Annotated in this window: 26 protein-coding genes; 12 read left to right on the forward strand and 14 right to left on the reverse strand. The window is 64.4% G+C overall.

Features of this window, described 5'->3' with window-relative positions; genetic code table 11:
• Window positions 1–6: 6 nt before the first annotated feature.
• The 4 genes from LNV08_RS04820 to LNV08_RS04835 are packed head-to-tail and all read left to right on the forward strand — an operon-like array spanning window position 7 to window position 3269.
• A complete protein-coding gene (locus tag LNV08_RS04820; RefSeq protein WP_263532536.1) occupies window positions 7–486 on the forward strand; it encodes a diheme cytochrome c in 480 nt (159 codons plus the stop codon).
• Window positions 458–1201 (forward strand): cytochrome b/b6 domain-containing protein, encoded by a 744-nt coding sequence (locus tag LNV08_RS04825; RefSeq protein ID WP_263532537.1) that lies wholly within the window; start codon window positions 458–460, stop codon window positions 1199–1201. The genes LNV08_RS04820 and LNV08_RS04825 overlap by 29 nt, the downstream gene beginning before the upstream one ends.
• Before the next feature lie 26 nt (window positions 1202–1227).
• Window positions 1228–1902 carry a winged helix-turn-helix domain-containing protein gene (locus tag LNV08_RS04830; protein ID WP_263532538.1) on the forward strand — a complete coding sequence of 225 codons (675 nt, stop codon included), beginning with the start codon at window positions 1228–1230 and terminating at the stop codon, window positions 1900–1902.
• Window positions 1902–3269, forward strand: a complete 1368-nt coding sequence (locus LNV08_RS04835; protein ID WP_263532539.1) for an ATP-binding protein — start codon at window positions 1902–1904, stop codon at window positions 3267–3269. Before LNV08_RS04830 ends, LNV08_RS04835 begins: the two co-directional genes overlap by 1 nt.
• Here the strand turns inward: LNV08_RS04835 and LNV08_RS04840 are convergent.
• From LNV08_RS04840 to LNV08_RS04875, 8 genes are all read right to left on the reverse strand, one after another.
• Complete coding sequence (locus tag LNV08_RS04840) at window positions 3266–5923, reverse strand: hypothetical protein (protein ID WP_263532540.1); 2658 nt, start codon at window positions 5921–5923, stop codon at window positions 3266–3268. The genes LNV08_RS04835 and LNV08_RS04840 overlap by 4 nt on opposite strands.
• A gap of 241 nt (window positions 5924–6164) precedes the next feature.
• The gene (locus LNV08_RS04845) at window positions 6165–6551 is read right to left on the reverse strand and encodes a hypothetical protein (RefSeq protein WP_263532541.1); all 387 of its coding nucleotides are present in this window, start codon (window positions 6549–6551) and stop codon (window positions 6165–6167) included.
• Window positions 6548–6931: a hypothetical protein gene (locus LNV08_RS04850; RefSeq protein WP_414858680.1), complete on the reverse strand. Its 384-nt coding sequence runs from the start codon at window positions 6929–6931 to the stop codon at window positions 6548–6550. Before LNV08_RS04850 ends, LNV08_RS04845 begins: the two co-directional genes overlap by 4 nt.
• Window positions 6932–6991: 60 nt before the next feature.
• Window positions 6992–10141, reverse strand: a complete 3150-nt coding sequence (locus LNV08_RS04855) for an efflux RND transporter permease subunit (protein ID WP_263532542.1) — start codon at window positions 10139–10141, stop codon at window positions 6992–6994.
• Between the two features lie 8 nt (window positions 10142–10149).
• Window positions 10150–11274 (reverse strand): efflux RND transporter periplasmic adaptor subunit, encoded by a 1125-nt coding sequence (locus LNV08_RS04860; protein WP_263532543.1) that lies wholly within the window; start codon window positions 11272–11274, stop codon window positions 10150–10152.
• Complete coding sequence (locus LNV08_RS04865) at window positions 11271–11918, reverse strand: hypothetical protein (RefSeq protein WP_263532544.1); 648 nt, start codon at window positions 11916–11918, stop codon at window positions 11271–11273. Before LNV08_RS04865 ends, LNV08_RS04860 begins: the two co-directional genes overlap by 4 nt.
• A complete protein-coding gene (locus tag LNV08_RS04870) occupies window positions 11915–13048 on the reverse strand; it encodes a TolC family protein (protein WP_263532545.1) in 1134 nt (377 codons plus the stop codon). The genes LNV08_RS04865 and LNV08_RS04870 overlap by 4 nt, the downstream gene beginning before the upstream one ends.
• Before the next feature lie 293 nt (window positions 13049–13341).
• The gene (locus LNV08_RS04875; RefSeq protein ID WP_263532546.1) at window positions 13342–13701 is read right to left on the reverse strand and encodes a hypothetical protein; all 360 of its coding nucleotides are present in this window, start codon (window positions 13699–13701) and stop codon (window positions 13342–13344) included.
• A 147-nt stretch (window positions 13702–13848) separates the two neighbouring features.
• On the opposite strand from LNV08_RS04875, the gene LNV08_RS04880 reads away from it, so the two are divergent.
• Window positions 13849–14511, forward strand: a complete 663-nt coding sequence (locus LNV08_RS04880; RefSeq protein ID WP_263532547.1) for a PEP-CTERM sorting domain-containing protein — start codon at window positions 13849–13851, stop codon at window positions 14509–14511.
• On the opposite strand, the gene LNV08_RS04885 is transcribed toward LNV08_RS04880, so the two are convergent.
• Window positions 14500–15165, reverse strand: a complete 666-nt coding sequence (locus LNV08_RS04885) for a DNA alkylation repair protein (protein ID WP_263532548.1) — start codon at window positions 15163–15165, stop codon at window positions 14500–14502. The genes LNV08_RS04880 and LNV08_RS04885 overlap by 12 nt on opposite strands.
• A 24-nt stretch (window positions 15166–15189) precedes the next feature.
• The gene (locus LNV08_RS04890; RefSeq protein ID WP_263532549.1) at window positions 15190–15786 is read right to left on the reverse strand and encodes a Crp/Fnr family transcriptional regulator; all 597 of its coding nucleotides are present in this window, start codon (window positions 15784–15786) and stop codon (window positions 15190–15192) included.
• 29 nt (window positions 15787–15815) lie between these two features.
• On the opposite strand from LNV08_RS04890, the gene LNV08_RS04895 reads away from it, so the two are divergent.
• Window positions 15816–16589, forward strand: coding sequence for an SDR family NAD(P)-dependent oxidoreductase (locus LNV08_RS04895; RefSeq protein ID WP_263532550.1), 774 nt, complete (start codon window positions 15816–15818; stop codon window positions 16587–16589).
• A gap of 20 nt (window positions 16590–16609) precedes the next feature.
• On the forward strand, window positions 16610–16936 hold the full coding sequence (locus LNV08_RS04900; protein WP_263532551.1) for a darcynin family protein: 327 nt from the start codon (window positions 16610–16612) through the stop codon (window positions 16934–16936).
• Window positions 16937–16946: 10 nt separating this feature from the next.
• Here LNV08_RS04900 and LNV08_RS04905 read toward each other — a convergent pair whose 3' ends face one another.
• On the reverse strand, window positions 16947–17912 hold the full coding sequence (locus LNV08_RS04905) for an SGNH/GDSL hydrolase family protein (protein WP_263532552.1): 966 nt from the start codon (window positions 17910–17912) through the stop codon (window positions 16947–16949).
• Between the two features lie 213 nt (window positions 17913–18125).
• Here LNV08_RS04905 and LNV08_RS04910 point away from each other — a divergent pair, with 213 nt between their 5' ends.
• From LNV08_RS04910 to LNV08_RS04920, 3 genes are all read left to right on the forward strand, one after another.
• Window positions 18126–18716, forward strand: coding sequence for a LysE family translocator (locus LNV08_RS04910; RefSeq protein WP_263532553.1), 591 nt, complete (start codon window positions 18126–18128; stop codon window positions 18714–18716).
• A 9-nt stretch (window positions 18717–18725) separates the two neighbouring features.
• Window positions 18726–20186 carry a PLP-dependent aminotransferase family protein gene (locus LNV08_RS04915; RefSeq protein WP_263532554.1) on the forward strand — a complete coding sequence of 487 codons (1461 nt, stop codon included), beginning with the start codon at window positions 18726–18728 and terminating at the stop codon, window positions 20184–20186.
• A gap of 100 nt (window positions 20187–20286) precedes the next feature.
• The gene (locus tag LNV08_RS04920) at window positions 20287–21579 is read left to right on the forward strand and encodes a hypothetical protein (RefSeq protein ID WP_263532555.1); all 1293 of its coding nucleotides are present in this window, start codon (window positions 20287–20289) and stop codon (window positions 21577–21579) included.
• Between the two features lie 210 nt (window positions 21580–21789).
• On the opposite strand, the gene LNV08_RS04925 is transcribed toward LNV08_RS04920, so the two are convergent.
• Both LNV08_RS04925 and LNV08_RS04930 read right to left on the reverse strand, forming a co-directional pair.
• Window positions 21790–23682, reverse strand: a complete 1893-nt coding sequence (locus tag LNV08_RS04925; RefSeq protein ID WP_263532556.1) for a sensor histidine kinase — start codon at window positions 23680–23682, stop codon at window positions 21790–21792.
• 117 nt (window positions 23683–23799) lie between these two features.
• Window positions 23800–24702 carry a LysR family transcriptional regulator gene (locus LNV08_RS04930; RefSeq protein ID WP_263532557.1) on the reverse strand — a complete coding sequence of 301 codons (903 nt, stop codon included), beginning with the start codon at window positions 24700–24702 and terminating at the stop codon, window positions 23800–23802.
• 120 nt (window positions 24703–24822) lie between these two features.
• Here LNV08_RS04930 and LNV08_RS04935 point away from each other — a divergent pair, with 120 nt between their 5' ends.
• Both LNV08_RS04935 and LNV08_RS04940 read left to right on the forward strand, forming a co-directional pair.
• The gene (locus tag LNV08_RS04935; RefSeq protein ID WP_263532558.1) at window positions 24823–25353 is read left to right on the forward strand and encodes a DUF1579 domain-containing protein; all 531 of its coding nucleotides are present in this window, start codon (window positions 24823–24825) and stop codon (window positions 25351–25353) included.
• A complete protein-coding gene (locus LNV08_RS04940; RefSeq protein WP_263532559.1) occupies window positions 25344–25706 on the forward strand; it encodes an NIPSNAP family protein in 363 nt (120 codons plus the stop codon). Before LNV08_RS04935 ends, LNV08_RS04940 begins: the two co-directional genes overlap by 10 nt.
• Here LNV08_RS04940 and LNV08_RS04945 read toward each other — a convergent pair.
• Complete coding sequence (locus tag LNV08_RS04945) at window positions 25672–26646, reverse strand: serine aminopeptidase domain-containing protein (protein WP_263532560.1); 975 nt, start codon at window positions 26644–26646, stop codon at window positions 25672–25674. The genes LNV08_RS04940 and LNV08_RS04945 overlap by 35 nt on opposite strands.
• Between the last annotated feature and the right edge of the window lie 6 nt (window positions 26647–26652).

Genomic DNA, 26652 nt, shown 5'->3' on the forward strand with positions numbered 1-26652 from the left:
AGCCACATGATGAAAACTTCACTGCTGTTGCCCTGGCTGGCCCTGACGCTGCTGGCCGCCGGCGCGGCTCATGCCGATGACGATGGCCGGCGCGGCGCATCCGTCCCCTTGCTGCCCAAGTATCAGCAAGAGTGCGCGGCCTGCCATCTGGCCTATCCGCCGGGCATGCTGCCGGCAGCGTCCTGGCAACGCCTGATGGCAAATCTGCCCAAGCATTTTGGCTCCGATGCCTCGCTGGATGCAGCCAGCGTGAACGAGTTGAGCCGCTGGCTCGTCGGCAATGCCGGCACCTACAAGCGCGTGGGCTACGCAGCGCCGCCCGCCGATCGCATCACGCGCTCGGCCTGGTTTGTGCGAGAGCACGACGAAATCTCCGCCGCCACCTGGCAGCGCGCCAGCATCAAGAGCGCCGCCAACTGCGCCGCCTGCCACACCACCGCCGAACAAGGAAACTTCAATGCACACCGCATCCGCATCCCCAAATGAATCGCCGCTGGCGACGCCGGGCCACCCGCCCAGCCGCCGCGTCATCGACGCACCGACCCGGGCGCTGCACTGGCTGCTGGCCTTCAGCTTCACCGGCGCCTACCTGAGCGCCGAAAGCGAGCGCTGGCATTTGCTCCATGTCACGCTGGGCTACACGGTCTTGGGCCTGGTCTTGGCCCGGCTGGCGTGGGGCTTGGTGGGGCCCAAGCGCGTTCGCCTGTCGGGCTGGTTCAGCAAGCTTCGCGGCCTGCCGCAGCAGTTGCTGGCCTGGCCGCAGGGCAAGGGCAATCTGCTCGCCAGCTACCAGGGGCTGAACACCTTGGCGGTGGTGGCGATACTGCTGGCAGCCCTGACGGCCGCGCTCAGCGGTGTCGGCTTGGAGCAGGCTTGGTGGGGCAATCGCTGGGAAGATGCACTGGAGGAATTGCATGAGCTGCTGGGCAATGCCAGCTTGGCAGTCGTGCTGGCTCATCTGGCCTTGATCGCGGGGGTGAGCCTGCTGCGCCGCCACAACCATGCCGGCCCCATGCTGAGCGGCCGCTCGCCCGGCAAAGGTCCCGATCTGGTCAAGCAGAATATGAGCCCGCTGGCCCTGCTCCTAGTTGCCGTAGTCATGGGCTTTTGGTGGTGGCAATGGCAGGATGCACCGTCCAAGTTGTCGGACCGCCCCGGGATCAGCGCCCGCCATCAAAGTAGTCACGATGATGACGATTGACGGCGTGCAGGCTCAATAATCAGCCCATGCGAATCCTGCTTGCCGAAGATGATGCCTTGCTGGGCGATGGCCTGCGTGCCGGCCTGCGCCAGCAGGGTTTTGTGGTGGACTGGGTGCGCGACGGCCTGGCCGCCGAGCGCGAGTTGCGCGCTGAAGCTGCAAATTATGCGGCCGCCGTGCTGGACCTGGGCCTGCCGCTCAAGGATGGGCTGGACGTGCTGGCCGGCCTGCGCCGCGACCAGATAACGCTGCCGGTGCTGGTGCTGACCGCCCGCGACGCGGTGCCCGATCGCATTCGTGGCCTGGATCTGGGTGCCGATGACTATGTGATCAAGCCGGTCGATCTGTTCGAGCTGGGCGCCCGGCTGCGTGCGCTGGTGCGTCGCTCCGCGGGTCAGCCGCAAGAGCTGCTACGAGCGCAGGATGTGCTGCTCGATCCGGCCGCCCGCACCGTGCTGCGCGGCGGTGCTGCGGTGAGCTTGTCGACCCGCGAATTCGATCTGCTGCAGGCCATGATGCTGGGCGCCGGCCGCGTGCTGTCCCGCGAACAGCTGGAGCAGCAACTCTATAGCTGGGGCCAGGAGGTCGACAGCAATGCGGTCGAGGTCCACATCCACCATTTGCGCCGCAAGCTCGGGGCCGATTTGATACAGACCGTGCGTGGTGTCGGTTATGTCTTGTTGCGTGAGGCAGCGCCTTGATGCTGCGCGGTCCCAAATCGCTGCAGGGGCGGCTGCTCGCGCTGGTGCTGAGCGCGGTGCTGCTGATCTGGCTGGGCCTGGCCGCCACCGTCTGGCTGGATGCGCGCCATGAACTCGATGAGTTGCTGGACGGCCATCTGGCCCAGGCGGCCGCCTTGCTGGTGGCGCAACAACAGGGCGAGGCGGAAAGCGACGAACGAGCGATCGACGCCCCGACCCTGCACCGCTACGCCAACAAGGTCGCCTTCCAGGTTTTCCACGAGGGGCAGTTGCTGCAGCGCTCGGCCAATGCACCGGCGACACCGATGATTGCGTTTGACGAGGGATTTCGCCAGGGTTTGCGCAGCACCGTGATCGAGGGCCAGCGCTGGCGCGTGTTTGCCGCCTTTGGGGCCGAACGCGATGTGCAGGTCTATGTGGGCGAGCAGATCGATTCGCGCCTGGCCATCCTGTGGGCGGTCTTGCGCGGCGCGCTTTGGCCGATGGCCTTAGCCCTGCCCTTGCTGGCGCTGGCGGTGTGGTGGGCGGTCTGGCGCGGCACGGCACCGCTGCGCGAGCTCGGCAGCAGTTTGGCCGACCGCTCAGCGCTTGATCTGGCGCCGCTGACTCCAGTGGACGCGCCGACCGAGATGGCGCCAATGTTGCAAGCCATGAACGGCCTGTTCGAGCGCATCAGCGCGATGATGCAGGCCGAGCGTCGCTTCACCGCCGACGCCGCGCATGAGCTGCGCACGCCGATCGCGGCGATACGCACACAAGCGCAAGTCGCGTTGGCCGAGCCCGATGCCGAGCTGCGCCGGCATGCGCTGCAAGCGACCCTGCTCGGCTGCGACCGCGCCACCCGGCTGGTCGATCAACTGCTGACGCTGGCGCGGCTGGAAGGGGGCGAACGGCCGCCCTGCCTGCCGCTTGATTTAAGCGCATTGCTGCGCCAAGTGCTGGCCGACCTGGCACCGGCCGCCCTGCAACGCCGGCAAGACCTGACCCTAGATTTGGAGCCCGGACCTGTGCCCGAGATCGCCGCCAATGAGCCCTTGCTGCGAGCCTTGCTGCGCAATCTGATCGACAACGCCTTGCGCTACAGCCCGGCCGGCGCGCGCATCGATGTGAGCTTGCAAGCCCATGCAGGCCGGCTTCAGCTGCAAATCAATGACAGCGGGCCGGGCCTTTCGGACGCAGAACTGCAGCGCCTGGGTGAGCGCTTCTACCGGGTGCTGGGCAATGAAGCCAGCGGCAGCGGCCTCGGTTGGTCCATCGTGCGGCGCATCGCCGAACTGCATGACGCAGCGCTGCAGGTGGGGCGCAGCGAAAAGCTAGGCGGTCTGGAAGTGCGGCTTGATTTCCACGCGTCTGCGCAGACACATTAGTTCAAACGCATCACGCCCGGATAAGGCTCGCTCTCGCTGATCAGCTGAGTGACATCACGGCTGGACTGCTTGGCCGTCAGCACGTCCACCGTCACCAAGCGCCGAGCCGTATTGCGCCCGCCGGCGTCGTAGTCGAACACGACCAGGGCAAGCACATTCTCTTTGGCCTCGGCCAAGTAGCCGCGCACCACCGAGCTGGCCGCATTGGCCGTGCGCAGATCGGCGATCAAAGCCACCGACTTGGCGGCAGGATCCAACTTCATCAGCTTGCCGTTCGATGTGCCGTAAGCCAAGACGCCACTCTTGAGCGAAAAAATTCGCGTCGAGGGCACGTCGCTCAAACCGCTGACGAGCGGCGTTATCACCGGCTTTGCCTTGCACAAATCGGCGTCGGCCACACCCTTGTCCACCTCGAAGACCGTGCCTTGGTCGGCATCGGCGAGCTTGGCCGTGGCCAGATACATGGCCTTGTTCGCGGGCGAGTAGCTGGCGCCATAGACGATGCGATGGGCATTGCCAAAACCGGCTTGCGCGGGGCCCAAGGCATCGGACCGGATGAAGGCCGCCGGACTATCAACGCGCATGCAGGCGAGCGTGACGTCGGCATAGCCCTTGGCGGCATCGACATTGGCCTTCCAAAACGGCAGATAGAGCGCCGTACTGCCACGCCCGGCCAAGGCAAAAGGGTCGGCCGGAAAGCTGGTTTCATCACAACGCTCGGCCTTCAGCGGCAGCAACTTGCCACTGCTTGCATCGATTTTGTTGAAGGCGCGGCAGTCACCGAAGCCGTCGTTGAGGTTGTAAACAATCGCCTCCCACAAGCTGCCGTCGTCGAGCTTGACCCGCTCTTGCGAGAACGCCTTGATGGCGCGATCCTGCGACACGCTGCGCAGCATTTGCTTGGTCTTCAAATCGAACCAGGCATAGCCCTGTTGTGAGGCCAACATGCCCGGGCCACCGGCATAGCCGCCGACGCCTTCGTAAGCCTTCTCGGCCTTGGGGTTGGGCGCGGGCGCGGCGGCCAGCACGCGAGCCATGGCCTGGCCATTGCCCAAGTCCAGCAGCGGGCCCAGCGGATGCGCGCCGCTCTTGGGATCGAGAGGCAAGGTGGTCGTTTTACCGGTGGCACGGTCGTATTTGTTCAGCACCGCCGAGTAGCCCTTCACCATCGCGCCGAACCAGACCACATAGCGGTCGGCCATCGGCTCGGTCATCGCAGCGCCCACCGCCGGGTCGCCCAGGAACAGACGACCGCTGCTGGTCATATCGCCCTTGGCCAATATTTGCTGAAAATAGCCCGTCACCGGATCCAACTCCTCCAGCGTCGAATCGGCAAGACAAGGCACCGTGACGGATTCGCTGCAATCGGAGCTGAGGTCACCACCATTGATAAAGACGCGCCGCGACGCCAACGAGGAGGTTGACCCATTGATGAACTTGCGCTCGGGGTAAAAGTTATTGAGCATCGCCTGCTGGGTAAAGAAGCCGTTGGCGGTGTAATGGAAGATGCGCGGCGGCGAGTCGGGCACGGTGTCGGAGCCGTTCAGGCCGGAGCACATGGCGATCGAGTCGCCGCCCAGGTTCAGCGGCAACAGGCCTTGCAGGCGGAAGCACTGCTCGGTCGCGCCGAAATACAGCCGTGGGCCGCCATCGCCCCCGGCATAGAAATCCAGCATGCCGCCACCGACGCTCTCGGTTGTCCAGCGGACGGCTTTCTGGCGGCTGTCCCAATACAGCTGGCGGCCCAGATGCAGCAGCGGGTCGAAGGTGGTGTAGCCATGGCTATAGGACCAAGGCTTGGCCAGATCGCTCGCATCGCCGGGCTTCAAGGCAAACATGCGGCCCATGATCTTGTCTATGGTCTTGCCGTCTATCGTGGCCAGATTGCAGTTGCGCGGCTCGGTCGGATTGCTGGCCAGCGACACATCGTAGGCGACGCCCTGCACGGCCATATAGACCACCGCTTTGCCGGCGGGGTCCTGGCCCCAGACCATTTCAGAGATCTGATCATCGCCGCTATTGCGCAGCGAGTCGCAGTAGTTGCCGCGTGATTTTTCGTAGTCGAAGAAGCTGTAGGCCAGACTGTCTTTCAGGTAGTCGGCACTCTTTGGATCGAGGTTGATGTGGATCAGCGCACCTCGATCATCGACGCCGCCGTAGCTGCTGCGCAAGAGCATCGCCTTGCCGTCCGGGCTCAGCAATGGCCGCCTGAAAAAGCCGTTAGGCGCCTCGAAATCGAAGGTCTCGCCATTGACGCCCGTCACCTTGGGGTAGCTGCGTCGAGGCAAACTCTTGAGCAGGGTGAGTTTGTCGGTGGACGGGTCGAAGCTGATCAACATGCCCAATTTGTCCGCGCCGGCACCGTTGAGCAGCGCATAGAACTTGTTGTCCGCGCTGTTGAAGACCAGCCCGTGGCCGCTAGCCCGGACGCCGCGAATCCACGCCGTACCCTCGAACTTTGCATAGGCGGTCGCCGCAGCACCGGCCTCCAGCGACAACTCATTGATGGCGCCCAGCAAGCTGGCCCCGCCGTCCACGCTGCTCAACAGCAGCGTCGGATCGGCGACCACGACGGGCGGCGGTGGCGGCGTGACCGCCGCGACATCGTCTTGATGCCCGCCATGACTGCAGGCCACCAACAAAGCGGCTGTCATGCTGAGCCATCGGCGCAAAGGCCATGATGCGGACGAAGGCGCAGGAGAAGAGGCGGCGAAAGCGCCACGGCCAAGCTGAGTCATCATGAACACCCTTCATTTGCGTACGAAGTGAGTCACAAATAGTCGGGCCGCACGCATGGCCAGATGTCTTGAAATCAAGGGCAATAGCAGCTCTTTTGCAGCGATACCCTGATCAACGCGTCGCCAAGCCAGGCCGCAAACGCACTACTCGTCGAATCTATCGGATCAAGCTCAGCTTGAGCTCAACGACTTGGCCCGATTTGTTCGACCACATCCAGCAGTAGTCCTGCTCGCTGACGATCTTCAACAGACCCGAAGCGGCGGTGGCACCCTCCACCTTGGCCGGGTAGGTCACCTTCTCACCTTCATGAAAATGGATGTTGAAGTTCAGCGCTCGCTCGGCACTGAACTGCCAGCTGACCGGTTTGGCTTTGTCCAGCTTGCCGCAGATTTCGACAAACTTGCCCGCAGCCAATGGCTTGGCATGCTCAAACCGCCCGGCCTCGGTCCATTGAATCTCAATCAACTCGGCTCGCGCTTGGGCGCCGAGCAAGGCAAGGCCGAGCGCCAAGCCGGCGGTCAGCGCTATCGACCGCCGCTTCATTTGATTGCAAAACGGACCGTCACCGTCTTGCCTTCAACATTGCTCAAGGTCGCCACCACCTTGGCACCACTGGCGATTTTGATGCCGTGGGCTTCGAGTTTGTTGTCACCAGCGGCCTTGAGCTCGGCCTCGCTCTTGGCTGTGCCATTGAGCACCGTCAGCTTGCCGTTGATGCCCGCCGAGCTCATCGGCTCGTCATGGTCAACCAGATAAAGCAGTGCGCCATCGGCCAGCAACACCAGCTCGAAGCTGACGTCATTGGCGACCTGCACCACGCCGCCATGCTGCGGCTTGGCCGCACCATGCGCGTTGGCTGTGTTGAGGGTCAGAGCGCTCAGACCCAGAACCAGGGCTTGAGCCCAGTACTTCATAGTCAGCATATTGAATTCTCTCGATTGAATGCGGCGCACTTCAACATGAGGCGCCGCTAGACCTTATTATCAAAACGCCTCGCGCCCCTGGGAACTGGCGTCGCCGGCTTCGCCGCCCTCATCGTCCTGCAGCAACCGCTCGGTCGCGTTGCGCCCGAGCCGCCAGAACAAGAGCGGCGTGAGCAAAGTATCGAGCAGGGTCGAGCTGATCAGGCCACCGAAGATCACCACCGCCACCGGGTGCAGAATTTCCTTGCCCGGCGCATCACCGGCGAACAGCAGCGGCGTCAGCGCGAAGGCTGCCACCAGCGCCGTCATCAAGACCGGCGTGAGGCGCTCCAGCGAACCCCGCACGATCATCTTCTGATCGAAGACTTCGCCTTCGAATCGGCACAGATTGATGTAGTGACTGATCTTCAGGATGCCATTGCGCGTCGCGATACCGGCCAGCGTGATGAAGCCCACCATGGTCGCCACCGACAGGCTGACACCGCTGGCCCACATCGCCGCGACGGCGCCGATCAAAGCGAGCGGAATATTCGCCATGATGATGGCCGCCAGCACGGCCGAGCGGTAGCGCGAGTAAAGCACCAGAAACATCATCGTCAGCGAGACGAGCGAGAGGCCCAGGATCAATCGCGTTGCCTGCTCCTGCGCCTGGAACTGCCCCTCCAGACTGATAAAGCTGCCCGTGGGCAGATTGGTCTTGGCGACCACCTGGCGAATGTCTGCAATCACATGGGCCATATCGGTTCCGGCAGCGCCGTCGGTATTGGCATAGACGACGATGCGGCGGCGTCCGTTCTCGCGACCAATCTGGTTCGGCCCGTCGGATTCTTCGACCGTCGCGAAGCTGGAGACCGGCAAGCGGCCGGCCGGCGTGTCAACCAGCATGCGGGCCAAGTCTTGCGGGCCGCGCTGGCCATCGGCCAAGCGCAGCACCAGGTCGAAGCGACGCGGGCCGTCGACGATCTGCGCGGCGTGGGCGCCATCGGTCAGCACCTGCAGCACGCGCACCGCTTCGCCCGGCGACAAGCCGGTCTGCGCCAGTCGGCGCGGATCAATGCGCACCAAAACCTGCGGGATCAAGACCTGTTTCTCCACCGTCAAGTCCACCAGGCCCGGAATGCCAGACAGTCCGACCCGCATCTGCTCGGCCAAGCCGCGCAGCGTGTCGGTGTCATCGCCATAGATCTTCACCGCGATCTGCGCGCGCACACCGGACAAAAGATGGTCGAGCCGGTGCGAGATCGGCTGGCCTATCGCCACTTGGGCGGGCAGCACCGCCAACTGAGCCCGTATCTTGGCCATCACCGCCTCGCGGTCCACGGCCTTGCCGCCGCGCGCCAGGTCCACATCGATCTCGGCCGAATGCACGCCCTCGGCATGCTCGTCGAGCTCGGCGCGGCCGGTGCGCCGGCCAACTTTCGTCACCTCCGGCACCTGGCTGATCAGCTGCTCGGCCAATGCGCCCATGCGATTGGACTCGGCCAGCGAAGTGCCGGGGTTGAACAAGAGCGAAAGCACCAAACTGCCCTCATTGAAAGCCGGCAAAAACGCGCGCGGGAAGAAGGGCACGCTGGCCACGGCCAGCGCCACCGCGAGGCCGGCCGCCAGGATCAGGGCGCGGGCGCGCGGGAAGGACCAATTCAAGAGCTTGGCGTCCCAGGCCTTCAACTTCAGCACCAAGGGGCTGTCGCCATGATCGAGGCGCTTCATGCCCGGCAGCAGATAAGTGCACAGCGCCGGCGTCACCGTCATCGACACCAGCATCGAAGCCAGGATGGAGACGATATAGGCAATGCCCAGTGGCGAGAACAAGCGCCCTTCAATGCCGGGCAGCGCGAACAGCGGCACAAACACCAGCACCACGATGACGGTCGCATAGACGATGCCGGAACGCACCTCGACACTGGCTTGGCGCACCACCTCCAAGATCGGCCGCGGCTGGGCGGCGGCGCGGTTGTCCTTCAGGCGGCGCAAGATGTTCTCAACATCGACGACCGCGTCATCGACCAACTCGCCGATCGCGATCGCCAGACCGCCCAACGTCATCACATTGATGGACTGATCCAGCCAGCGGAACACCAGCGCCGTAACGGCCAGGGACAGCGGAATGGCGATCAGCGAAATCAGCGTCGTACGCGCGGACAGCAAGAACGCAAACAGCACGATGGCCACCATGATGGCGCCGTCGCGCAGCGCCTCGCTGACGTTGCCTATCGAGGCCTTGATGAAGTCTGCCTGGCGGAACAAGACCACCGGTGCCGCCAAGCCCGGCGGCAGGCCCGGCTTGAGTTCAGCCAAGGCCGCTTCGATCTGGCCGCTCAGGCGCACCGTGTCGGCGGCCGGTTGCTTTTGCACGCTGACGATCACCGCCGGCGCGCCCATGTAGCCGGCGTCTCCACGCTTGACAGCGGCCGCGAAGCGCACCGTGGCCACCTGCTCCAGCAAAACGGCCCGGCCGTCTTTCCAGGCCACGGCGACGCCGGCCAGATCCTCTATCTTGTTGCTGCGGGCCAGCAGGCGAATCAGGTACTCACGGCTGTTCAGATCGACAAAGCCGCCGCCAGCATTGCCGGCATAACCGCGCAAGGCCTGCTCGAGCTGACTCAGCGACACGCCCAGCTGCGCCATCCGCAGCGGGTCAGGCTCGACCCGCATCTGCCGCACCTCGCCGCCGATCGGGATCACTTGCGCCACACCGGGAATCGCCAGCAAGCGCGGCCGCAGCACAAAGTCGGCGTACTCGCGTGCCGCCATGGGCGTGGCCTTGCCGTCCAGCGGCAGCGCGATCAGCATCACCTCGCCCATGATGGACGAGACCGGCCCCATCGTCGGCGTGACACCGGCGGGCAGGGTTTCGCGCAACTGACTCAAACGCTCGGCCACCAGCTGGCGGTTGCGGTAGATATCGCTGCCCCAATCGAACTCGGCATAGACGACGGACAGGCCAACCCCCGATGTCGAACGCACCCGCGTCACGCCGGGCATGCCGGTGAGCGCAGTTTCCATGGGGAAGGTGATGAGTTGCTCGACCTCCTCGGGCGCCATGCCGCCGGCCTCGGTCAGCACGGTGACCACCGGCTTGTTGAGGTCAGGGAAGACGTCGATAGGCGTGCGCCAAGCTGTGATGGCGCCGGCCACCATCAGCAAGGCCGCAAAGGCCAAGACGAATAGCCGGTTGTGCAGGCTGAATTTAACGATCCAATTGAACATGGCTCGGCCTATCTGATTTGCGCGATCAAGGCGGCGCCTTGAACGACGACGCGGTTGTCGGGCGACAGGCCGCTGGTCACCAAGACCCGGCTCGCGTCCAGCGGCTGCACTTGCACCGGCATGGACATATAGCGCTCGGCGCTGAGCTTGATCCAGACCACCCGCTCATTGGCCGGGTTACGCACCACCGCCTCGGCCGGCAAGACGATGCCTTTGCGACGTTCCTTCAGCGCCACCACCAGCTCCACCGGCTGACCCAGCGCCAAGCTGCCACCGCTCATCTGAGCCTTGAAACTCAGCGGCAAAAGCCCGTCCCGCAAGGCCAGCGCGCCACCCAGAAAGTGCAGCTTGACACCCGGCAATCCGGCGAGCTCCGCACCCGCAATATGCGCGGCCAGCGTAGCGTCTGGGGTGCTCGCCTCCACCATCAGGCGCGCCGGGTCGACCACTTCGACCAAGACCTCGGAGGGCTCGACGACACGCCCCACTTGCAGCTCGCTGCGTGCGATCACGCCAGACACCGGCGCGCGCAGCGGCGCACGGGCATCCAGGCTGGCGGCAACACTCTGCTCCCGCGCAGCCAATGACTGGGCCTCGACCCGCGCCGCCGCGATGTCCTTGGCCGGCACCGTGCCTTCGAGCGCCTCCAAACGCTTGACGCGCTGTTCCGCCAGTTCACGGCCAGCGCGCAGCTCGGCGCGCTGTGCCTGCTGCGAGGCGACGGCGAAGGGATCGGCATGATGGCGCACCCAGGCCAGGATCTCGCCCTGACGCACCGCTTGGCCGGGCACCGGCAAACCTTTGGGCCCGGCTTCGATGCGGCCACCATGGGTCGCTTGCACGCGCCCGCTGGCGTTCGGGTCGGCGACCACACGGCCGGGCAGCAGCAGCGTCGCGGCCGCTTCGCTCTCGGGGGCCAACACGGTTCTGATCCCCAAACGGCGCTGCGCCAGCTTGGGCATATTGACGCTGCCATCGGCCAGCCGAGCCAGACCATCGGCAGCGGCCACCGTCGGCGCATCCAGATGCTCACCGTTCGGGCCATGCGCGCCCGGCCCGGCCTGAGCCGGCAATACGGCCAGCACGGGCCAAAGCAGGCAAGCGCTGATGAATTTGCTCGTCAATGCCTTCATGTTTGTGCTCCCGAGTTCATGCCAAGTTTTCTGGCTTTGCGCACGCGCACCCAGCCGCGTGGTGCCAACAGCAGTGCCAACAGCAGCACGCCCCCACCCAACCAGCGCGCCCAAGCCGGGAAGCGACTCTCGCCGTGGCCGAACTCGGCATCGTGGTCCAGCCCGGCAGCATCTGCGGCCGAGGTCCGCAACACGCCATCCAGCAAGTCGGTTTCAGCGCCGGCCACGATGGTGATCAGCAATGGGTGCTCGCCCGGCGTCGCGAGCAGCTTGAGCAGGGCCGGGTCGCTCAGGACATAAGCGCCCGAGTCGGCCTGAAACTTGGCCTTGGCCTTGAGCGCGCCGGATTCCACTTCGACCTCGGCCTTGAGCACGGGCTCGTTGCTGGCGAAACGGTCGATCATGAGGGTCAAGTCAGCAGCCCCAAGCCGAGCGACGAGTTCGAACAAATCGGTCTGGGCTTCGACGCGCGGGCCTGCCGCAAGCGTAGCGCCGGCCGACGGCGCTTGATCGAGATGCTCGCCGTTCGGACCGTGGGCACCTGGGCCGGCCAAGGCCCAAGTGGCGGCCAGGCTGCAACACACGACGACACAGGCTTGGCGGATGCGCGCACGCCCTGCTGCTTGAAAAAGAGATGTATTCATGGAAAGAGGCCCAATGTTTGTTTGACCCGCGCCTGCGCCAGCGCATGGGCGGCAGCTTGGCGTTCGGCAGCGGACTCGGCTTGCGTGGCGGCACCGAGGGCACGCAGCAAGTCGGGCAGCGAGGTTTCGCCGAGCTTGAATGATTTGTCGAGCAAGCGCGCCCGCTCGCGCAGCAAGCTTGCGCGCTCGCGTTCGGCCGCGGCTTGCGCGGCGGCTGATTGCTCGCGAGCGCGTGCAAGGGCTTGCTCGCCTTCGATCTGCAGGCGGCTGCGCTGGGCGGTTGCGAGGGCGAGTTCTTGTTCGGCCAAGGCCGCCGCCAACTGCTGTGTTTGCTGCGGCGGCTCGCTGCCCAGAGGAAGGCGCAAGCTCAAAGCCACACTGCTTTGCGCCGACTGGCCCTGACCGGGCTGCTCTTGACGCATGCTGATGCCCAGCTCCGGCGGCGCGCCACGCTGCGCCTTCCCGAGCGCCACACGCTGACGCGCACGCTCGACGCTCAAATCGGCGAGCAGCAAGGCCGGATGCTCTGTCTCTTGCGCCCCGTCCTGCGGCACCAGCAAAGCCTCCGCTGCCGGCTCGACATGGAAGCCGGTCAGCAGCTGCCAGGTCGAGCGAAGCGCCAACAAGTTTTGCTCCGCTTCGGCCAGCAGCGAGCGCGCCGCCAGCCATTCGGCCTTGGCGGCCAGCGCGTCGGCCGGAGCCAGGTCACCGGCTTGCACCCGTCGCGCCACGTCGAGAGACAGTTGCTGCAGCAATTGCGTCTGCGCGTCGGCCACCGCCACGTCGGTTTGGGCGGCGCGCAAACCACCACCGAGCTCGCGCAGCTGGCCCAGCAGCCGCCAGCGGGCCGCGCGCTCAGCGGCCTGCGCCCAGTCTTGCTCGACCTGCGCCGCTTGGGCGCCCAGTTGGCGTTGCCCGGGACGCCACAGCGGCAGCTGCAAGCCGATTTCGGTTTCACGCGCACCTGCCGCAGCCGAGCCACGACCTTGGCGCTGCGACATTTCGAGCGCCGGCGCGCCCGCCAACCAGGCATCGGCGACGCGCCGCTCGGCATGGGCCATGCCGAGCTGACCGCGGCTTTCGGCGGACTCAAGACTGCGCGACCAGGCCGCGTCCAGCGCTTGCGCCAAGGTTGGCCTGGCGGTCGAAGTAGTAGAGATAGAAGTAGAAGTAGAAGAATGGCCAGAGTCGGCCAAAGGCTGGGCGAATGCCGCCGCAGCAAGGCAGGCACTAGCGAGCAGGCTCAGCACAGCCGAGCGAGCGCAACTAGGCCCTATCCGAGGATGGGTTTTCACGATAGTCCTGACAGAGACGAGAGCGGCAGGTGCTGACGCTAGGCCTTGGCCAAAAGCGTCTCTCAAAGACAGGAGTTCCTGCCGCCGAACGAAGGTTGCTCGCCGAGGCGAGCAAGGTCACTTGCGTTTCAGGCGCTCAGTCGAGGTGGTCGCTCAAGACCGGCCAGAAATGGCAGCGGCGCCGCAATAGGCAGCGGGGCCGAAGGGGCCACTAGGCCCAAGCCGGGCAGCAGTCTTGCCACCACGGGCAGCAGCGCCGGCGCATGCACGCAGGCGTCATCGATCAGATGCTGGGCCGAAGCCTGCGATTCGTCCAGTTGAAGCTCGGCATGGTCATGGGCGGCATGGTGATGCGCCGCACCCTCGAAGTGCAAGCTGGCATGCAGCTTTTCACTCGGACTGGCCATCAGCACCGCCGCACCCGCGCAGCTCAGCGCCTGCCAAAACAGGCAGAACATCAGCAAGTAGGCGGTGAAGCGGCGGTTCATGGGCGGCGAGTTTAGCGGAAGCTTCGCAAGAGCGCCGCCAAGACCGCTCAATTCCGGACTTTCTCCGGAGCAACCCTGATTACCATGGCGGCGGAAATAGCCGATCCTGACGACGCTCTCAGAACGGCCAAACAGCAAAGGACTGACATGAAATTTTCTTCTAGCTTCCTCGCATTGGCCGCCGGCCTGACCTTCTTGCTGAACGCCGGCCCGGCCGCCGCCGCCACGACGGTCATCACGTTTGAAGATCTCGTTGAAGGCACGCCGCTGAGCACACAGTACAACGCCCTGGGCGTGAACTTCGTCGCCAATGCCTTCAGCGGCATGGGCAGCTCAAGCTCGGGCCAAGCCTGGGCGAGCAACACCGATATGACGGTCACCGCCATTGACCTGCATGGCTTCGGCGGGCCGGCGCTGGTCAGTGGCAAGTTGCTACACAACTACAGCGGCTTTTTGAACGAAGACGGCGATGCCAGCTTTTGGATCAACTTCTCGGCACCGGTCGGCTCGGTCAGCATGGACTTTGCCGGCATCTCCAAACCCGCCGACACGCGGCTGTTTGTCTACAACGGCAGCACGCTGCTGGGTATCGTCAGTGCCTCAGGCTCTGCCGGCCAGCAAACACTGGGCTACTCCGCGACCAGCATCACCAAAATTGGCGTTGCGCCAGGCAGCGTCACTGACTGGGTAGGGGTCGACAACCTCAAATTCGAGGCCGCAGCCCCCGTGCCGGAGCCGGCCACTTATGCCTTGATGGCCATAGGCTTGGGCGCACTTCTGGCCAAACGACGCGGCGGCTCAAAGGCTTGACCTCGGGCGCAACTCGCGCAAGGCATCGGCGCCAATCCAGCGCGCAGCTTTTTCGGGCCGGTCATGCAATTGCTCGGCCAACTGAATGGCCAGCGGCAGCAGCACGCATGAGCGTTTGCCGATCTGCCGCAGCGCCCAGTTGACCGACTTCTTCACAAAATTCCGCTCATCATCGGCGGCTGCGGCGATCAAGGGCAGCAGCGCGATGAAGTCGGCGTCGGCTCGTTTTTTGTCGTGCACGGCCAGTACCGCCAACAGCGAAAAGGCCGCCCGTTTGACGAATTCTGCGTCGCTGTGCGCCCACACCGGGATGCGCGCCCAAGCCAGCGGTGAACGCCGAAACGCATTCAAACAAGTCTGATCGCAGACATCCCAGGACCGCATGCCCTCGGTCCAGTGATTCATCTCGCTCACGCTCAATTGCTTGGGATCGGCGAGCAGAGTGGCCAAGATTTGCGCATCCGGAATGGCCGTGTCCCACAGCACCAAGGCCATTGCGTGATCCATTCCAAGCTGCTTGGCCATTGCGCGCAGCGCCGGCACCGACAACCCCAGCCGCGCATCACCCGTCAGGCCGAATTTGACCATTGCGCCCAGCTGCTCGGGGCGCGCCTGCTGCTTCAATAATTGCAAGACCTGTTTGAGCTCGGCCATCATGGACTCCCAGTTTGGCCGGGCTCAAGGCCGAAGCCGTGCGCGGATGCGGCTCAGGCTGACCGGCGTGACGCCCAGATAGCGGGCCAGGTCCTTCTTCGGCAGGCGCTCGCTCAGGCTGGCATGGGCCTGCGCAAAGGCCGCGTAGCGCTGCTCGGGGTTCAAGGTCAACAGCTCACGCTCACGCGCCTCTTTAAGCGCCGCAAAGTGCTGCATCGCCCGGTACAGCGCCAGCAGCCAAGCGGGATGGCGAGCGGCCAAGGCTTCGAGTTCGAAGTAATCAACCCGCTCCAGGTCGCTGTCCTCCAAGGCCATCACATCGAAACTGCTCAGGCCACCGGCCTTCAACGCCGTCAGGCTGCCGAAGAACATGCCCTCGTGGCTGAAGGACTTGACCCACTCATCCCCATTGGCCAACAGGTAGTGCAGCTTCAACAAGCCCTTGCGCACCAGATAGACATAAGGGTGAGGCTGATCGGCCTCGAACAAGGTCTGGCCGGCCGCCAACTGGACCCGTTTCAGCTTCAGCCCCTCGCTTTCGGGCAAAGGCTGGCCGGCCAGGTTTTGCAGCAAGACCAGCAACAAGGCATCGCTGGCCGGCTTATCTTTTGTAAACGACATCGCGCTGCCGCCTCCCTAAAGTTCGTGGCATGCATTCAAACACATACCTCTGCACCTCAGCGGCAAGGCCGACGCAACTTTGGCTGGTCACCGGTGCCAGCTCGGGGCTTGGCCGGGCGATCGCCCTGCAACTGGCCGAGTCGGGTCAGCAAGTGATCGCCTGGGGCCGTGACGCCGCCCGCCTAGCCGACTTGCAAGCCAGCCACCCCGGCATTGTGGCCACCGCCCGCCATGACCTGGGCAGCATTGGCGACCTGGAACAAGCAGGCCTAGACACCGTCCGCCAATGGCCCGGCCTGAATGGCATCGTGCATTGCGCCGGCATTCAGCATGAGTTGCTGCTCGAAACACCGGGCTATGGCGCCGCCGACATCGAAGCAGAGTTGCTCGTCAATCTGGCCGCGCCGATCGAGTTGACGCGTGCGCTACTGCCGCATCTGCAGCGCCAGGCCAGCGCGCACATCGTCTTCGTCACCAGCGCCCTGGCCCATGTCCCGAAACGCAGATCGGCCACCTACAACGCCAGCAAGGCCGGCCTGAGCGCCTTCGCTTGCAGCCTGCGCGCGCAGTTGCGCGGCAAACGGGTGAAGGTCAGCGAATTGATCCCGCCGCTGGTGGACACGCCAATGACGGCCGGCCGTGGCGGCAAGCGCAAGCTGACGCCGGCGGTGGTGGCACGCAGTCTGCTGCGGGCCTTGCGCTCGCGCCGTCCGCCGGCGCAGATCTGGGTCGGCCCGGCGCGCTGGCTGCCCTGGCTCTTGCGCCTCGCCCCCACGACGATCAAACAAGTTTTTTTACGTTAATCACGCTGGAGAGAATCGCTATGAACACCTGTTTCATCCTCGTCAACGCGCTGCCCGCCTGGTTGCGCCTGAGCCGAGGCCAACGCGCCGAGGTCTTCGCCCAGGAAGTGCTGAGTCTGCTGCCTCAACACCCGGGCATTCAGCTGCGCCATTTCGATGCCGAGGCCTATTCGGCCGTCTGCAGCGATGTACTGATGTGTGAGGTGCCGGATGCCAAAGCGCTGCACTTCTTCATCGAAGGTCTGCGCGACTCGGCGATCTACACCACGCCCTATTTCGAGGTCGTCCACATCATCCCGACTTGGGAGGACGGCTATCGGGCCTATGAAGTGGCGCAGGTCCTTTAGCTTGGTCGACTCAGCAGCGGTTTTTGCGGCCGATGGTCAACAAGGCCAGCAGGCCGACGGCCATCAGCAACATGGTTTGCGGCTCGGGGACGGCGGCCAGCATTTTTTGGCCCAGAATTTGATGCGTCAGCGCCGAGGGGTGAAGGTCATCCCAATACATATAGCTGGCAGGGTCAGCGCAGCTGAGACCGGGCTTGCCCACAGAGCCGCTGAAGCAAGCGTCCGTGACATTGCTGAGGCCGTAGCTGGCGGGATTCGCGATCAGATCATGCTGGCTCGCGAAGATGTCGAAATAGCTGATGTGCACACCGGGCATCAGGCGCAGCTGATCAATGGCAAGACCCAGGCCTTGATTGAAGCCCATGGACAGCAGCTGCAAACTGCTTGACTGCCCGGACGCCAAACCACGCGGCGTGAAGCCCAGATCCGCCAAACCCGGCAAAAGGAAATTCCTTGCGCCCAGGCCATACAGCGTTTGCACACCTGTGCTCAGGTTGTTGATCGCGGTTTGCGCCACAGCGGCGGTAAACCCTTGATATTCAAAGTCATTCGCCCCTGCCCACAGGAAATACAGCGCATTGGCGTCGGCACTAGCGCCGCCCAGGCCCGCCTTGAAGGCGCCGACTTGCGACAGCACGCCCGTGTTTTGCAAGGGCCCAGGTATCCCCGCAGCCACGGCGGCGCCGTTCAACAAGCCTGTTTCCGCGCCGCCGTAAGCATAGTCATTGAGCGCCACACCCAAACCCTGCGCAAGGTATTCCACTGCGACCTGGCCATTGGAGAAGCGGCCGTTGTAATACGGCGCCTGCGGCAAAGCGCCGCCGGTCGCCAGCAAAAAGTTGCCGTTGTCGGACAGGCTGTCGCCAAAGGCGACGACTTTGGAATAGCTGAGCGCATGCGCAGGCAGCGCCGCCATAGTCATGCCGCCCGCAAGCAGCAGCGCAGCGGTGGCCCGGGCAAGTATTGAGTGTTGCATGCAGTTTCCTGGTTAGCAATTTAGGTGCGCTGAAGCATATCGGACGCATGCTGAGAACACCTGCATGTTTGTCACCTCAAACTAGGGGGCGGTCGGCACCAGCCTGTATGGCTGCGCGCAGTGATACAGCGCAGGCTTGGCCGCCTGTACCTGTACCTTGGCGGATTGCCTGGCGGCCACCACAGTCGAGGCCTTGCTGTTGGAGCCCAGACCATGTCCTTATCCCCCGCCGAATTACTGCCCTTGATGAGCTACTGCTTTGTGATGTCGGGCACGCCCGGGCCCAACAATGTGATGCTGGCCAGCTCGGGCGCCAACTTCGGCTACCGCCGCGCGCTGCCCTTGATCATCGGCATCCAGGTCGGCGGCGCCTTGCTGACTTTTGTCACCTGTCTGGGGCTGGGCAGCTTGTTCAACGCCTTCCCGGTCTTGCACCAGATTCTGCGGGTGGCCGGCGCGCTCTATCTGATCTTTCTGGCCTGGAAGCTCGGCACCATGAAAGTCGGCGACGCCGCCAAGCCGATGACCATCACCCAGGCTGCGCTGTTCCAGGCGGTCAACCCTAAAAGCTGGATGAAGTCCATCACGCTGGCCTCGGTCTTCATGCCGGTGGGTTTGAGCGTACCGGTCGGGGCGCTGCTGGTGACCGTCACCGGCGTGCTGGTCGGCCTGCCGATCTCCTCGACCTGGGCGCTATTCGGCGTCGCGATCCGCCGCTTGCTGGACGACCCGCTCAAGCGCCGCATCTTCAACCTGAGCATGGGTGGCACCTTGCTGGTGTTGGCGATCAGCTTCTTGCGCTAATCTCACGCCATGTTTTCCCTCGACCGCAATGCCGCCACGCCCTTGGCCGACCAGATCGAGTTGCGCCTGCGCGAGCTGATCACGGCCGGCCAAATGCCGGCCAGCGCGCGCCTGCTGTCGATTCGCCAACTGGCTGCGCAGCTGCAGGTCAGCCCCAATACCGTCGTGACCGCCTATGACAGGCTGGTCGCGCTGGGTCTGATCGAGTCGAGGGGGACGGCCGGCTATTTCGTCAGCGAAAGCTCGCGCCACTCGGCTCTGCCGGACGCAGCGGTGCTGGAGGCGGGCGAAGAACAAGAAGCCGTCTGGCTGGTACAGCAGTCCGGCGATCAACGTGCCGGCGTGCTGCTGGCCAGTGGCGGTGCCTTGCCGCCGACCTGGCTGGAAGACGGGGTGCCGGCCGCCGCCGTGCAACGTGGCCTGGCGCGCGCCGCAGCCGGTATGGCCTCACGCTGCCCGCCGCAAGGCCTGCCCGAGCTGCGCGAGCGCATCGCCATGATGCTGCGCGGCATAGGCATTGCAGTCGACGCCGGCCGCATCCTCACCACGTTCGGCGGCACGCACGCGATCGACTTGATCTGCCGGGCTTTTTTGCAGCCCGGTGACTGCGTCTTGGTGGAAGACCCCGGCTATTTCTTGATGTTCGACCGGCTGCGCAAAGATGGCATACGCCTGATTCCGATAACTCGTCGCGCCGACGGAATCGATTTGGCGGAGTTGGAAGCCGCCGCCCTCGCGCACCGGCCGCGCTTGCTCTTTATCCAGACCGTGCTGCACAACCCGACCGGCTGGAGCAGCAGCGCCGCTAATTTGCACAAGGTCCTGGTGCTGGCTCAAAAGCATGGCTTTTTGATCGCCGAGGACGATGTGCAGGGGCATTTTCACTCCGGCCATGCCACCCGTTTGGCCAGCCTATCGGGGCTGGACCGGGTGATCTATTACTCCAGCTTTTGCAAGGCCTTGAGCCCGGCGCTGCGCATGGGCTATATCGCCGCCGACCCGCTACTTTTGAAGGCGCTGATGCGCGAGAAGATCTACTCGGTGCTGACCGGCGCCGCGTTGCTGGAATATGTCTTGCTGGAAGTGTTGGCGGCCGGCCGCTGGCGCAAGCATCTCGACCGCTTGAATGCCAAGCTGCTGGCGGCCCGCCATGCCAGTGCGCGTCAGCTGGAGTCTGCCGGTGTCATGCTCGATCACCCCGGCGAAGGCGGCCTGTTCCTCTGGGGATCGGTACCTGCCGAGGTCGACCTGAACCTGCTGGTGCAGGATGCCTACCGCAACAAGATCTTGTTGGTGCGCGGCGCTACCTTCTCCGCTGGCATGGCCTATGACTCGCATATCCGTTTCAATGTCGCTTTCAGCCAGCAGCCCCGCCTGGCCGACTACCTGCGTGAGCGCCTGCAGTCGCTGGCGGGCGCACAGCAGGCGCTGACCCGGGCGAGCCAGACTGCGTCCAAAGCCCCTGAGTAGGCAACTCATCATCCCCAGGCCGCGCTTCGTCGGGCAGCCCGCGAACGAGGCCGGGCAAATGGCTAGGCTGACGACCTTTGCACCTTGAGAGCCCCCCGTTATGCCAAGCCGTATCTGGCCCGTACTGCTGACTGTCAGCCTGTTTTTAAGCACCCTGGCAGGCGCCGCCGAGCCCAGCACCAAGGAAACCCTGGCCGCGGAGCCAGCCCAAGACCTGACAGCTGAGCCCAGCGCCAAAGCCACCTCCCATCTGCACCAAGTGCAGGTGCAGGGCGTGTCCACGATGGCCCGCGAACGCAAGACCTTGGCACAGATCTTCAAGGCGCAAGCGCTGTTCCAGAAGCATCACAAGCTGGCACCCCAGGCCAGTTTGAACTACCGCGTCTATGCCCGCAAATACCCCGACGATCTGCTGCGCGCCGATTTGGGTCTGGTCGGCGCGCAAGGTCGTACCCCGGTCACGCTGGATGAGGAGCAGCGCTTTGTCGCCGATCCGGCTTGGCGCCTCTTGGACCAAGACAGCGAGGTGCGCAGCAAGCTCGCCGATGGGCGAGTCACCTGGCGGGCCGACATCCGCACCCCCGGCTGGCCGGATGGGGAGCGCCGCCTGGGCGACCTGCGCCTGCAATGCCGAGTCGCCTTTAGCAGCGGCCTGGCGCGCACCGACGCGGGGTGGATCGGTACCTTGAGCAAGCTTTTCAGTGCCGACGATGAACAATGCAACAAGCCCGACTGGAGCCCCAGCAACTTTGCCGACCAGCCGATCTTCTCTGTCACCTTGGTGCACGGCGACCGGCGCTTGAGGCTCAACCAGCGCAATCTGCATGGCCTGTTTGATGAATCAGGAGAGGACTATGACTGGGGCTTCTTGCTGCGTGACCGCATGTTCCGCGTTCCGCTGGGCGACCTCACTTGGCCCGACGACACGCGGGTGCTGCTGGAGACTATGGCCAGCACCGCGCCCTCGGTCAACTTGGGCCTGCAAGAGTCCAAGCACCGGCTGGCCGAGCTGGCACGCGCGCTGAGGCCCGGTGTGAGCAGCGAGGCCGACATCCGCGCGCTGGCGGGCAATCTCAAATTCAAACTCTTGCGCTTTGAAAACGGCATGCAGATTTGGCGTTTTTGGAAGGCCGGGGCCGCACCGACAAGGGCCGGGCTGACCGAAATGGCCGCGCTTGCGGGGTCGGCTGGCCTGGCCGACTTGGCCAGCGCGAAGGGCATCGAAGACGCGGCCAAGGCGAAGGCCGCTGTGATCGAAATGGCGGCCAAGGCCGCCAAAGCCTCGCCGATGTCGGCCGAGCGCGGCACCGAGCTCGTCTTGCTGCTGAACGCCGACGGGGTGCTGCAAAAATTCGCCTTCACCGAACGGCTCAATGCGTCGATTGAACCTTAATCCAGCAGTTGGACGAGCCCGAGTGTGGTGCGATGCGGTGCGTTGGCAAGGCGCGACGACGCAGCGGGCTAATGCCCGCAAGGAGGAGCAACGACGCCAGCGTGACGTAGCGCGCCGCAATCGGCTGCGTAGCGCTCTCACCAAAATGGTGATTCACATCGAAGCGAACTTCATCAGTATTCAACGGCTCTTTCGAGCAAAAGCAAGCGGTCAACTGCTGGATTTAGGTTCAAATCCCGGCGCGCCCGAGTCCGGCAAGGTGATGCGCACGCGCAAGCCCTGCGGCTGATTGGGCAGCAACTCAACCTGCCCGCGCATCAGCTCTTCGACCAGATTGCGCACCAGCACCAAACCGAGCCCGCCCTCGGTCAGCAATTGCTCCGCAAAGGGCTCAAAGGCATGAGCGCGGCGGGCCTCGCTCATGCCGGGCCCCCGGTCGCTCACCTCGATGCATAGCCCGGGCTCGGCAGCTCGCCTGCCGAGCAGCAGCGTGATCTCGGGCAGACTGCCGGGCGCCCGGCCAAAGCGCAAGGCGTTCTTGAGTAAATGCTGCAAGACCTGGCCCAAGGCATCGACGGCGCCCAACCATTCGATGCCCTCCTCGAGCTGCAAAACCGGCTGCACGCCCTCCGCCTGCCACTCCTGCTGCAAGGCCACGACTTGCTCGCGCAACCAGGGTGCCAGCTGCACACGCCGGCTTTGATGCAGCTGCTCATGCAGCCCTAGCTCGCTGAAGCGCGACAAGAGGTTGCGTGAGCGCAGCAGATTGGTTTCGATCAAGGCAGCGGCATCGTCCATCTGCCCGACGCTGGCCAGCAGATCTTGCTTGCGCATCGGCGATTGCAGCTGTGCTTGCAGGCCCTGCAGCTGGTCGCGCAAGGCACTCACCGTGAGGCCGGCCGTGCCCAGCGGCGTGTTGAGCTGATGGGCGACGCCGATCAAGAGCTTGCTGACAACGCCGCGCTGCGCGTGCCTGTGCAGCGCCTGCTGAGCCTCGGCCAGCTCGGCACTGCGCTCGCGCACGCGCTGCTCCATCTCGTCGTAAGCAAGGCGCAGGTCGGCATTGCGCGCGCGCAGCTCGGTGGCCAGTTGCGCCTCACGCAGCAGCGCCTCCATGCCCGCATTGTGTTTGGCGCGCAGTTGCCGCAAGACATCGTCTTGCACTTTTTGGCGCTCCTGCAGCGCAATGCGACCGTCCTCGATACGGCCCTGGCGGAATGCACATTCGGCCTGCGCTTCGAGAATTTTGCTCTGCAAATTGGCACCGCGTTGGCCCCTATTTTCGAGCTGTAGCGCACGCGTCAGCTCGGCGGCAGCGAGGTCCAGATGCCCATCGCGCATGCCCACCAAGGCATGGGTATAGGCGCGCCAAGCATGCATCGTAATTACGGCAACTTGGTTGACTCCGGCGTCGAGCAGTTCAAGCTCGCTGAGCAATTGCTGTGCATGCTCAAACTCCCCACCCAAAGCGCAATTGACCGCGAGATTGGTACCCACCATACGGCGAAACTCGCACAGCGCGGGCTGTTTGCTGCGCTCGTACAAATCACGGTAAATCGCAATGCAGGTCGAGCGGCTGTTTTTGTCCCCGGCTTCGGCGCGGCCGTAGGCGGCCGAAGCCCGGCCGACAGCCAAAACGGCGTCTACCCAGTCATAGCGCCCGAGGAGGCGCCGCTCCAACAGCGGCTGCAGGCGCTCAACCTCATCCAGGTCACCGATGGAAATCAAGTGCACCAGCATCTGCCAGGCCGCCATGCATTCGCCAACTTTGCGCCCCGCTTGCTCAAACAGCGCCAGCGCCTCGCCCTCATTCTTCAGTGCCGTGAGCGTCAAGCCCTGCGCCATGCGCCGAGCTGCCAGCAGCAGCAAAAGCTCGCCTCGCTGCATGGGGTCAAGCGTGAGATCCTGCTCCAGCGACTCCGCCCGCTGAAGCACCTCGGGTGCGGCCTGCTCGCCAAGTCGCAAGCCCAGCCAAGACTGCAAAAATTTGCAGCGCTGCGAATCGGGATAGCTCCCGACCAGTGCCCGCGACAACTGCAGCGCCTCGCTCATCCGGTAGCTGCCGGCAGCGGTGTAGACCCCGTCCACCTCTGCATCGCTCACATCTGTTCGAACCGACGTCATAGTGAAGTCTGCCCTTTGCTCGGCGTTTTGCTCGGCGTTTTTCCTGCCGCTGTACCCGCAGCTCAGACCCCCTTGCTGGCCCTACTTTAGACCAAGTCACGCCATCGGTGCCTGCCCCTCAAAAAGTGGCAGCAGCGCCCTTGTGCCCTGATAAACCGCATCAAACAACTGCTTGATGCGGGGCACGTTGCGCAAGTCCTGGCGGGTCAATAGCCAAAGATCGCTGCGCCATTGCTTCGGTGGCGCTTGAATAACCCGGCAAATAGACGGCTCCAAATCACCCAGATAACAGGGCAGAACAGCCAAACCGGCACCCGCCTTGACCAAGTTCAGCACATTGACATGGCTATTGGTCAGCAGATTCGCCTGCGCGTCCAGGCCTTGCTGGCGCAGCCATTTGCTTGAGTCCAGATGCGCAAAGGTGTCGTCGCCAGCGACCCAGGGGAAGTCGGCCAAGTTATCCGGCGTCACGCCGCCGATCTTGCGTGAGCGATAGACGGTCGACTCGATGCGGCACAAGCGCCTGGCCACCAGCGGGTCGGCCGGGCGGCCGCCGGCGCGAATTGCCACATCGGCCTCACCCTTGGCGATATCTTGCTGCACCGTCGAGGTGTTGATCAGCAGTTGCACGCCGGCGGACCGTTGATAGGCGCTCAGCAGCGGCGCCAGCGCGGCATGCATCAGCGTATCGGTGGTGGTCAAGCGCACGATGCCGCCCGGCCAAGCGGCTCGCGCGCCCAAACGCCGAGTGGTCGAGGCCAAGTCGAGCTCCATCGCGGCGGCGACCCGCATCAACTCGGTGCCCGCCGCCGTCAAGCTGTAGCCGGCTCTGGAACGATCGAATAAACGCACGCCCAGTTCAGCCTCAAGTCCTTGCAGGCGGCGGAATACCGTCGCATGACTGAGCCGCAGGCTGGCGGCCGCCGCCGTCAGGGAGCCGGCGCGGCCGATATGCAAGAACAGACGCAAATCGTCCCAGGAGCTCGGGGTGATATTCATGGCTGACGGGTTTGACGTTGTTTGCAAATTTGACAATTATGTTTGCAAGAATGATTGAAGAGCCGTAGCAGTATTTTTCTAGACTGGTCGGATCTATTCAATCAGGCAAGCAGACTACAAATGACTCAAACCGACATCAAGGCATCACCCACCGGCAGCGCGGCGGACTTCGACTTCTTCATCGGCGCCTGGCGCATCCAGCATCGGCGCCTGAAAGAGCGGCTGCTCGGCTGCCAGGAGTGGGAATCCTTCGAGGGCAGCTCGGTGATGCAAAAAATGCTCGGCGGCTTTGCCAATGTGGACGACAACCTGCTCCACTTACCCGACGGCGACTACCGCGCACTGACGCTGCGCAGCTTCGACGCGGCGACCGGGCAATGGGCTATCTGGTGGCTTGATGGGCGCCGGCCCGGCCAGCTCGATGTGCCGGTGGTCGGCCAATTCCGCGACGGGATCGGCTGCTTCTACGCCGATGACACGCTCAGAGGCCAGCCCATTCGCGTGCGCTTCATGTGGACCGCACGCGCCGAAACAGGCCAGCCGCGCTGGGAGCAAGCGTTCTCGAACGACGGCGGCGCGAGCTGGGAATGCAACTGGGTGATGGATTTCAGCCCCCTCCCCGCCGGCCAAGCCGCAACGCCATGCGCGTGATCGAAATCAGGAGCTACCGGCTGCGCGCCGGCAGCCGCGACCGCTTTCATCAATTGGTCGAACAGCACAGCCTGCCCTTGATGCAGGCCTGGGGCATCGAGGTGCTGAACTACGGGCCCTCGCTGCAAGACGAAACGGGCTACTTTCTGATGCGCGCTTTTGCCGACCCGGCCGAGCTGGACGCTGCGCAAGCGGCGTTTTATGCCAGCCCCGGCTGGCGCCAGGGGCCACGCGAGGCGATCATCGAGTTGATCGAGTCCGACAGCAATGTGGTGCTGGCCTTGAGCGAGGCCGCGATAGAGGCACTGCGGCTCAGCGCTACTGAGTCAAGCGGGCCCGCAGCAGCGGACTAGCCTGCTCGATCGGCGCCAGCAGCAGCGGCCAGATGCGTTCGCCCAGTTCGCGCCTGAACATGCCGAAATGCCCGATCGCGCGAAGACCCAGCGCCTTGGGGTCCAGCGTGTGGCGGGCCACCCGTGCGCTGCTGAACTGTTTGCCCAGATGATCTACCGCCGGCCCCGGCCCGAACAGGCTGTCGTCGCTGACGTTCCACAAATGCACCGGGCCGGTGAAGCGGTGATAGCCCAGCTCACCTGCCAAGGCCGGGTCGGTGAACATATAGCCCTTGCGGCGGCCCCAACGGGCCCAGTCCAAGGCCGCCAATTTCGGCAGCCCCTCGGCCCGCGCGCCCAGCAGCCAGGCCGGCGCATGGCCAAAGGCGTGGCTCAAGCCGGGCAGCAAGGCGTGGAAGAACAGCGCCGCTTTGGCGCGCTGCAAGCCCGCCCAAAAACGCCAATCCGCCGCTTGGGCCGCCACGCCCAGCAAAGCGTCGACCTGCTCAAAGCCGGGCGCCAACCCGACCGCATTGCCGCCGAAGGAATGACCGATGGCCAGCAAGCCGATCGCATGCCCCTGCTCACGCTGCTCGAGCAGGCGGCGCTTGTCGGCCGCCCGCAGCGCGGCGGCCATGTCCAGCCGGGCCCAGTCGCGCAGGCCGGCGCCTTCGCGGCGCAGCGGCCCTTGCAAATTGGCACCGATGCCGCGGTAGTCGTAGCTCAACACCGCATAGCCACGCCGGCTCAGCCATTCGGCAAAGCCGCGGTAAAAAGAGCTGGCCACCGCCATCGCCGGGCTGACGACCGCGACCGCACGCACCGGGCCGGCCGCAGCATCCGGCTCGTACCAGCAGGCATTCAACAAGCGGCCGTCGGCGCAGCGCAATTGCAGCGGCCTGGGCGCGCGTGGCGCAGCCGTTGGCGGGGGCGATTGAGACTGGTTTTGTTCGGTATTCATGAGCCT

The organism is Paucibacter sp. TC2R-5 (genome assembly GCF_025717605.1).
Lineage (GTDB): Bacteria > Pseudomonadota > Gammaproteobacteria > Burkholderiales > Burkholderiaceae_C > Paucibacter_A > Paucibacter_A albus.

Bases quoted from the DNA above. Each gene is read 5' to 3' on its own strand.
- LNV08_RS04915 (WP_263532554.1), top strand. From the start codon at position 18,726: ATGTTTTCCCTCGACCGCAATGCCGCCACGCCCTTGGCCGACCAGATC.
- LNV08_RS04860 (WP_263532543.1), bottom strand. From the start codon at position 11,274: ATGAAGGCATTGACGAGCAAATTCATCAGCGCTTGCCTGCTTTGGCCC.
- LNV08_RS04890 (WP_263532549.1), bottom strand. From the start codon at position 15,786: ATGTCGTTTACAAAAGATAAGCCGGCCAGCGATGCCTTGTTGCTGGTC.
- LNV08_RS04825 (WP_263532537.1), top strand. From the start codon at position 458: ATGCACACCGCATCCGCATCCCCAAATGAATCGCCGCTGGCGACGCCG.
- LNV08_RS04945 (WP_263532560.1), bottom strand. From the start codon at position 26,646: ATGAATACCGAACAAAACCAGTCTCAATCGCCCCCGCCAACGGCTGCG.
- LNV08_RS04920 (WP_263532555.1), top strand. From the start codon at position 20,287: ATGCCAAGCCGTATCTGGCCCGTACTGCTGACTGTCAGCCTGTTTTTA.
- LNV08_RS04895 (WP_263532550.1), top strand. From the start codon at position 15,816: ATGCATTCAAACACATACCTCTGCACCTCAGCGGCAAGGCCGACGCAA.
- LNV08_RS04880 (WP_263532547.1), top strand. From the start codon at position 13,849: ATGAAATTTTCTTCTAGCTTCCTCGCATTGGCCGCCGGCCTGACCTTC.
- LNV08_RS04940 (WP_263532559.1), top strand. From the start codon at position 25,344: ATGCGCGTGATCGAAATCAGGAGCTACCGGCTGCGCGCCGGCAGCCGC.
- LNV08_RS04930 (WP_263532557.1), bottom strand. From the start codon at position 24,702: ATGAATATCACCCCGAGCTCCTGGGACGATTTGCGTCTGTTCTTGCAT.
- LNV08_RS04935 (WP_263532558.1), top strand. From the start codon at position 24,823: ATGACTCAAACCGACATCAAGGCATCACCCACCGGCAGCGCGGCGGAC.
- LNV08_RS04905 (WP_263532552.1), bottom strand. From the start codon at position 17,912: ATGCAACACTCAATACTTGCCCGGGCCACCGCTGCGCTGCTGCTTGCG.
- LNV08_RS04845 (WP_263532541.1), bottom strand. From the start codon at position 6,551: ATGAAGCGGCGGTCGATAGCGCTGACCGCCGGCTTGGCGCTCGGCCTT.
- LNV08_RS04850 (WP_414858680.1), bottom strand. From the start codon at position 6,931: ATGCTGACTATGAAGTACTGGGCTCAAGCCCTGGTTCTGGGTCTGAGC.
- LNV08_RS04875 (WP_263532546.1), bottom strand. From the start codon at position 13,701: ATGAACCGCCGCTTCACCGCCTACTTGCTGATGTTCTGCCTGTTTTGG.
- LNV08_RS04910 (WP_263532553.1), top strand. From the start codon at position 18,126: ATGTCCTTATCCCCCGCCGAATTACTGCCCTTGATGAGCTACTGCTTT.
- LNV08_RS04900 (WP_263532551.1), top strand. From the start codon at position 16,610: ATGAACACCTGTTTCATCCTCGTCAACGCGCTGCCCGCCTGGTTGCGC.
- LNV08_RS04855 (WP_263532542.1), bottom strand. From the start codon at position 10,141: ATGTTCAATTGGATCGTTAAATTCAGCCTGCACAACCGGCTATTCGTC.
- LNV08_RS04830 (WP_263532538.1), top strand. From the start codon at position 1,228: ATGCGAATCCTGCTTGCCGAAGATGATGCCTTGCTGGGCGATGGCCTG.
- LNV08_RS04835 (WP_263532539.1), top strand. From the start codon at position 1,902: ATGCTGCGCGGTCCCAAATCGCTGCAGGGGCGGCTGCTCGCGCTGGTG.
- LNV08_RS04885 (WP_263532548.1), bottom strand. From the start codon at position 15,165: ATGGCCGAGCTCAAACAGGTCTTGCAATTATTGAAGCAGCAGGCGCGC.
- LNV08_RS04865 (WP_263532544.1), bottom strand. From the start codon at position 11,918: ATGAATACATCTCTTTTTCAAGCAGCAGGGCGTGCGCGCATCCGCCAA.
- LNV08_RS04840 (WP_263532540.1), bottom strand. From the start codon at position 5,923: ATGACAGCCGCTTTGTTGGTGGCCTGCAGTCATGGCGGGCATCAAGAC.
- LNV08_RS04820 (WP_263532536.1), top strand. From the start codon at position 7: ATGATGAAAACTTCACTGCTGTTGCCCTGGCTGGCCCTGACGCTGCTG.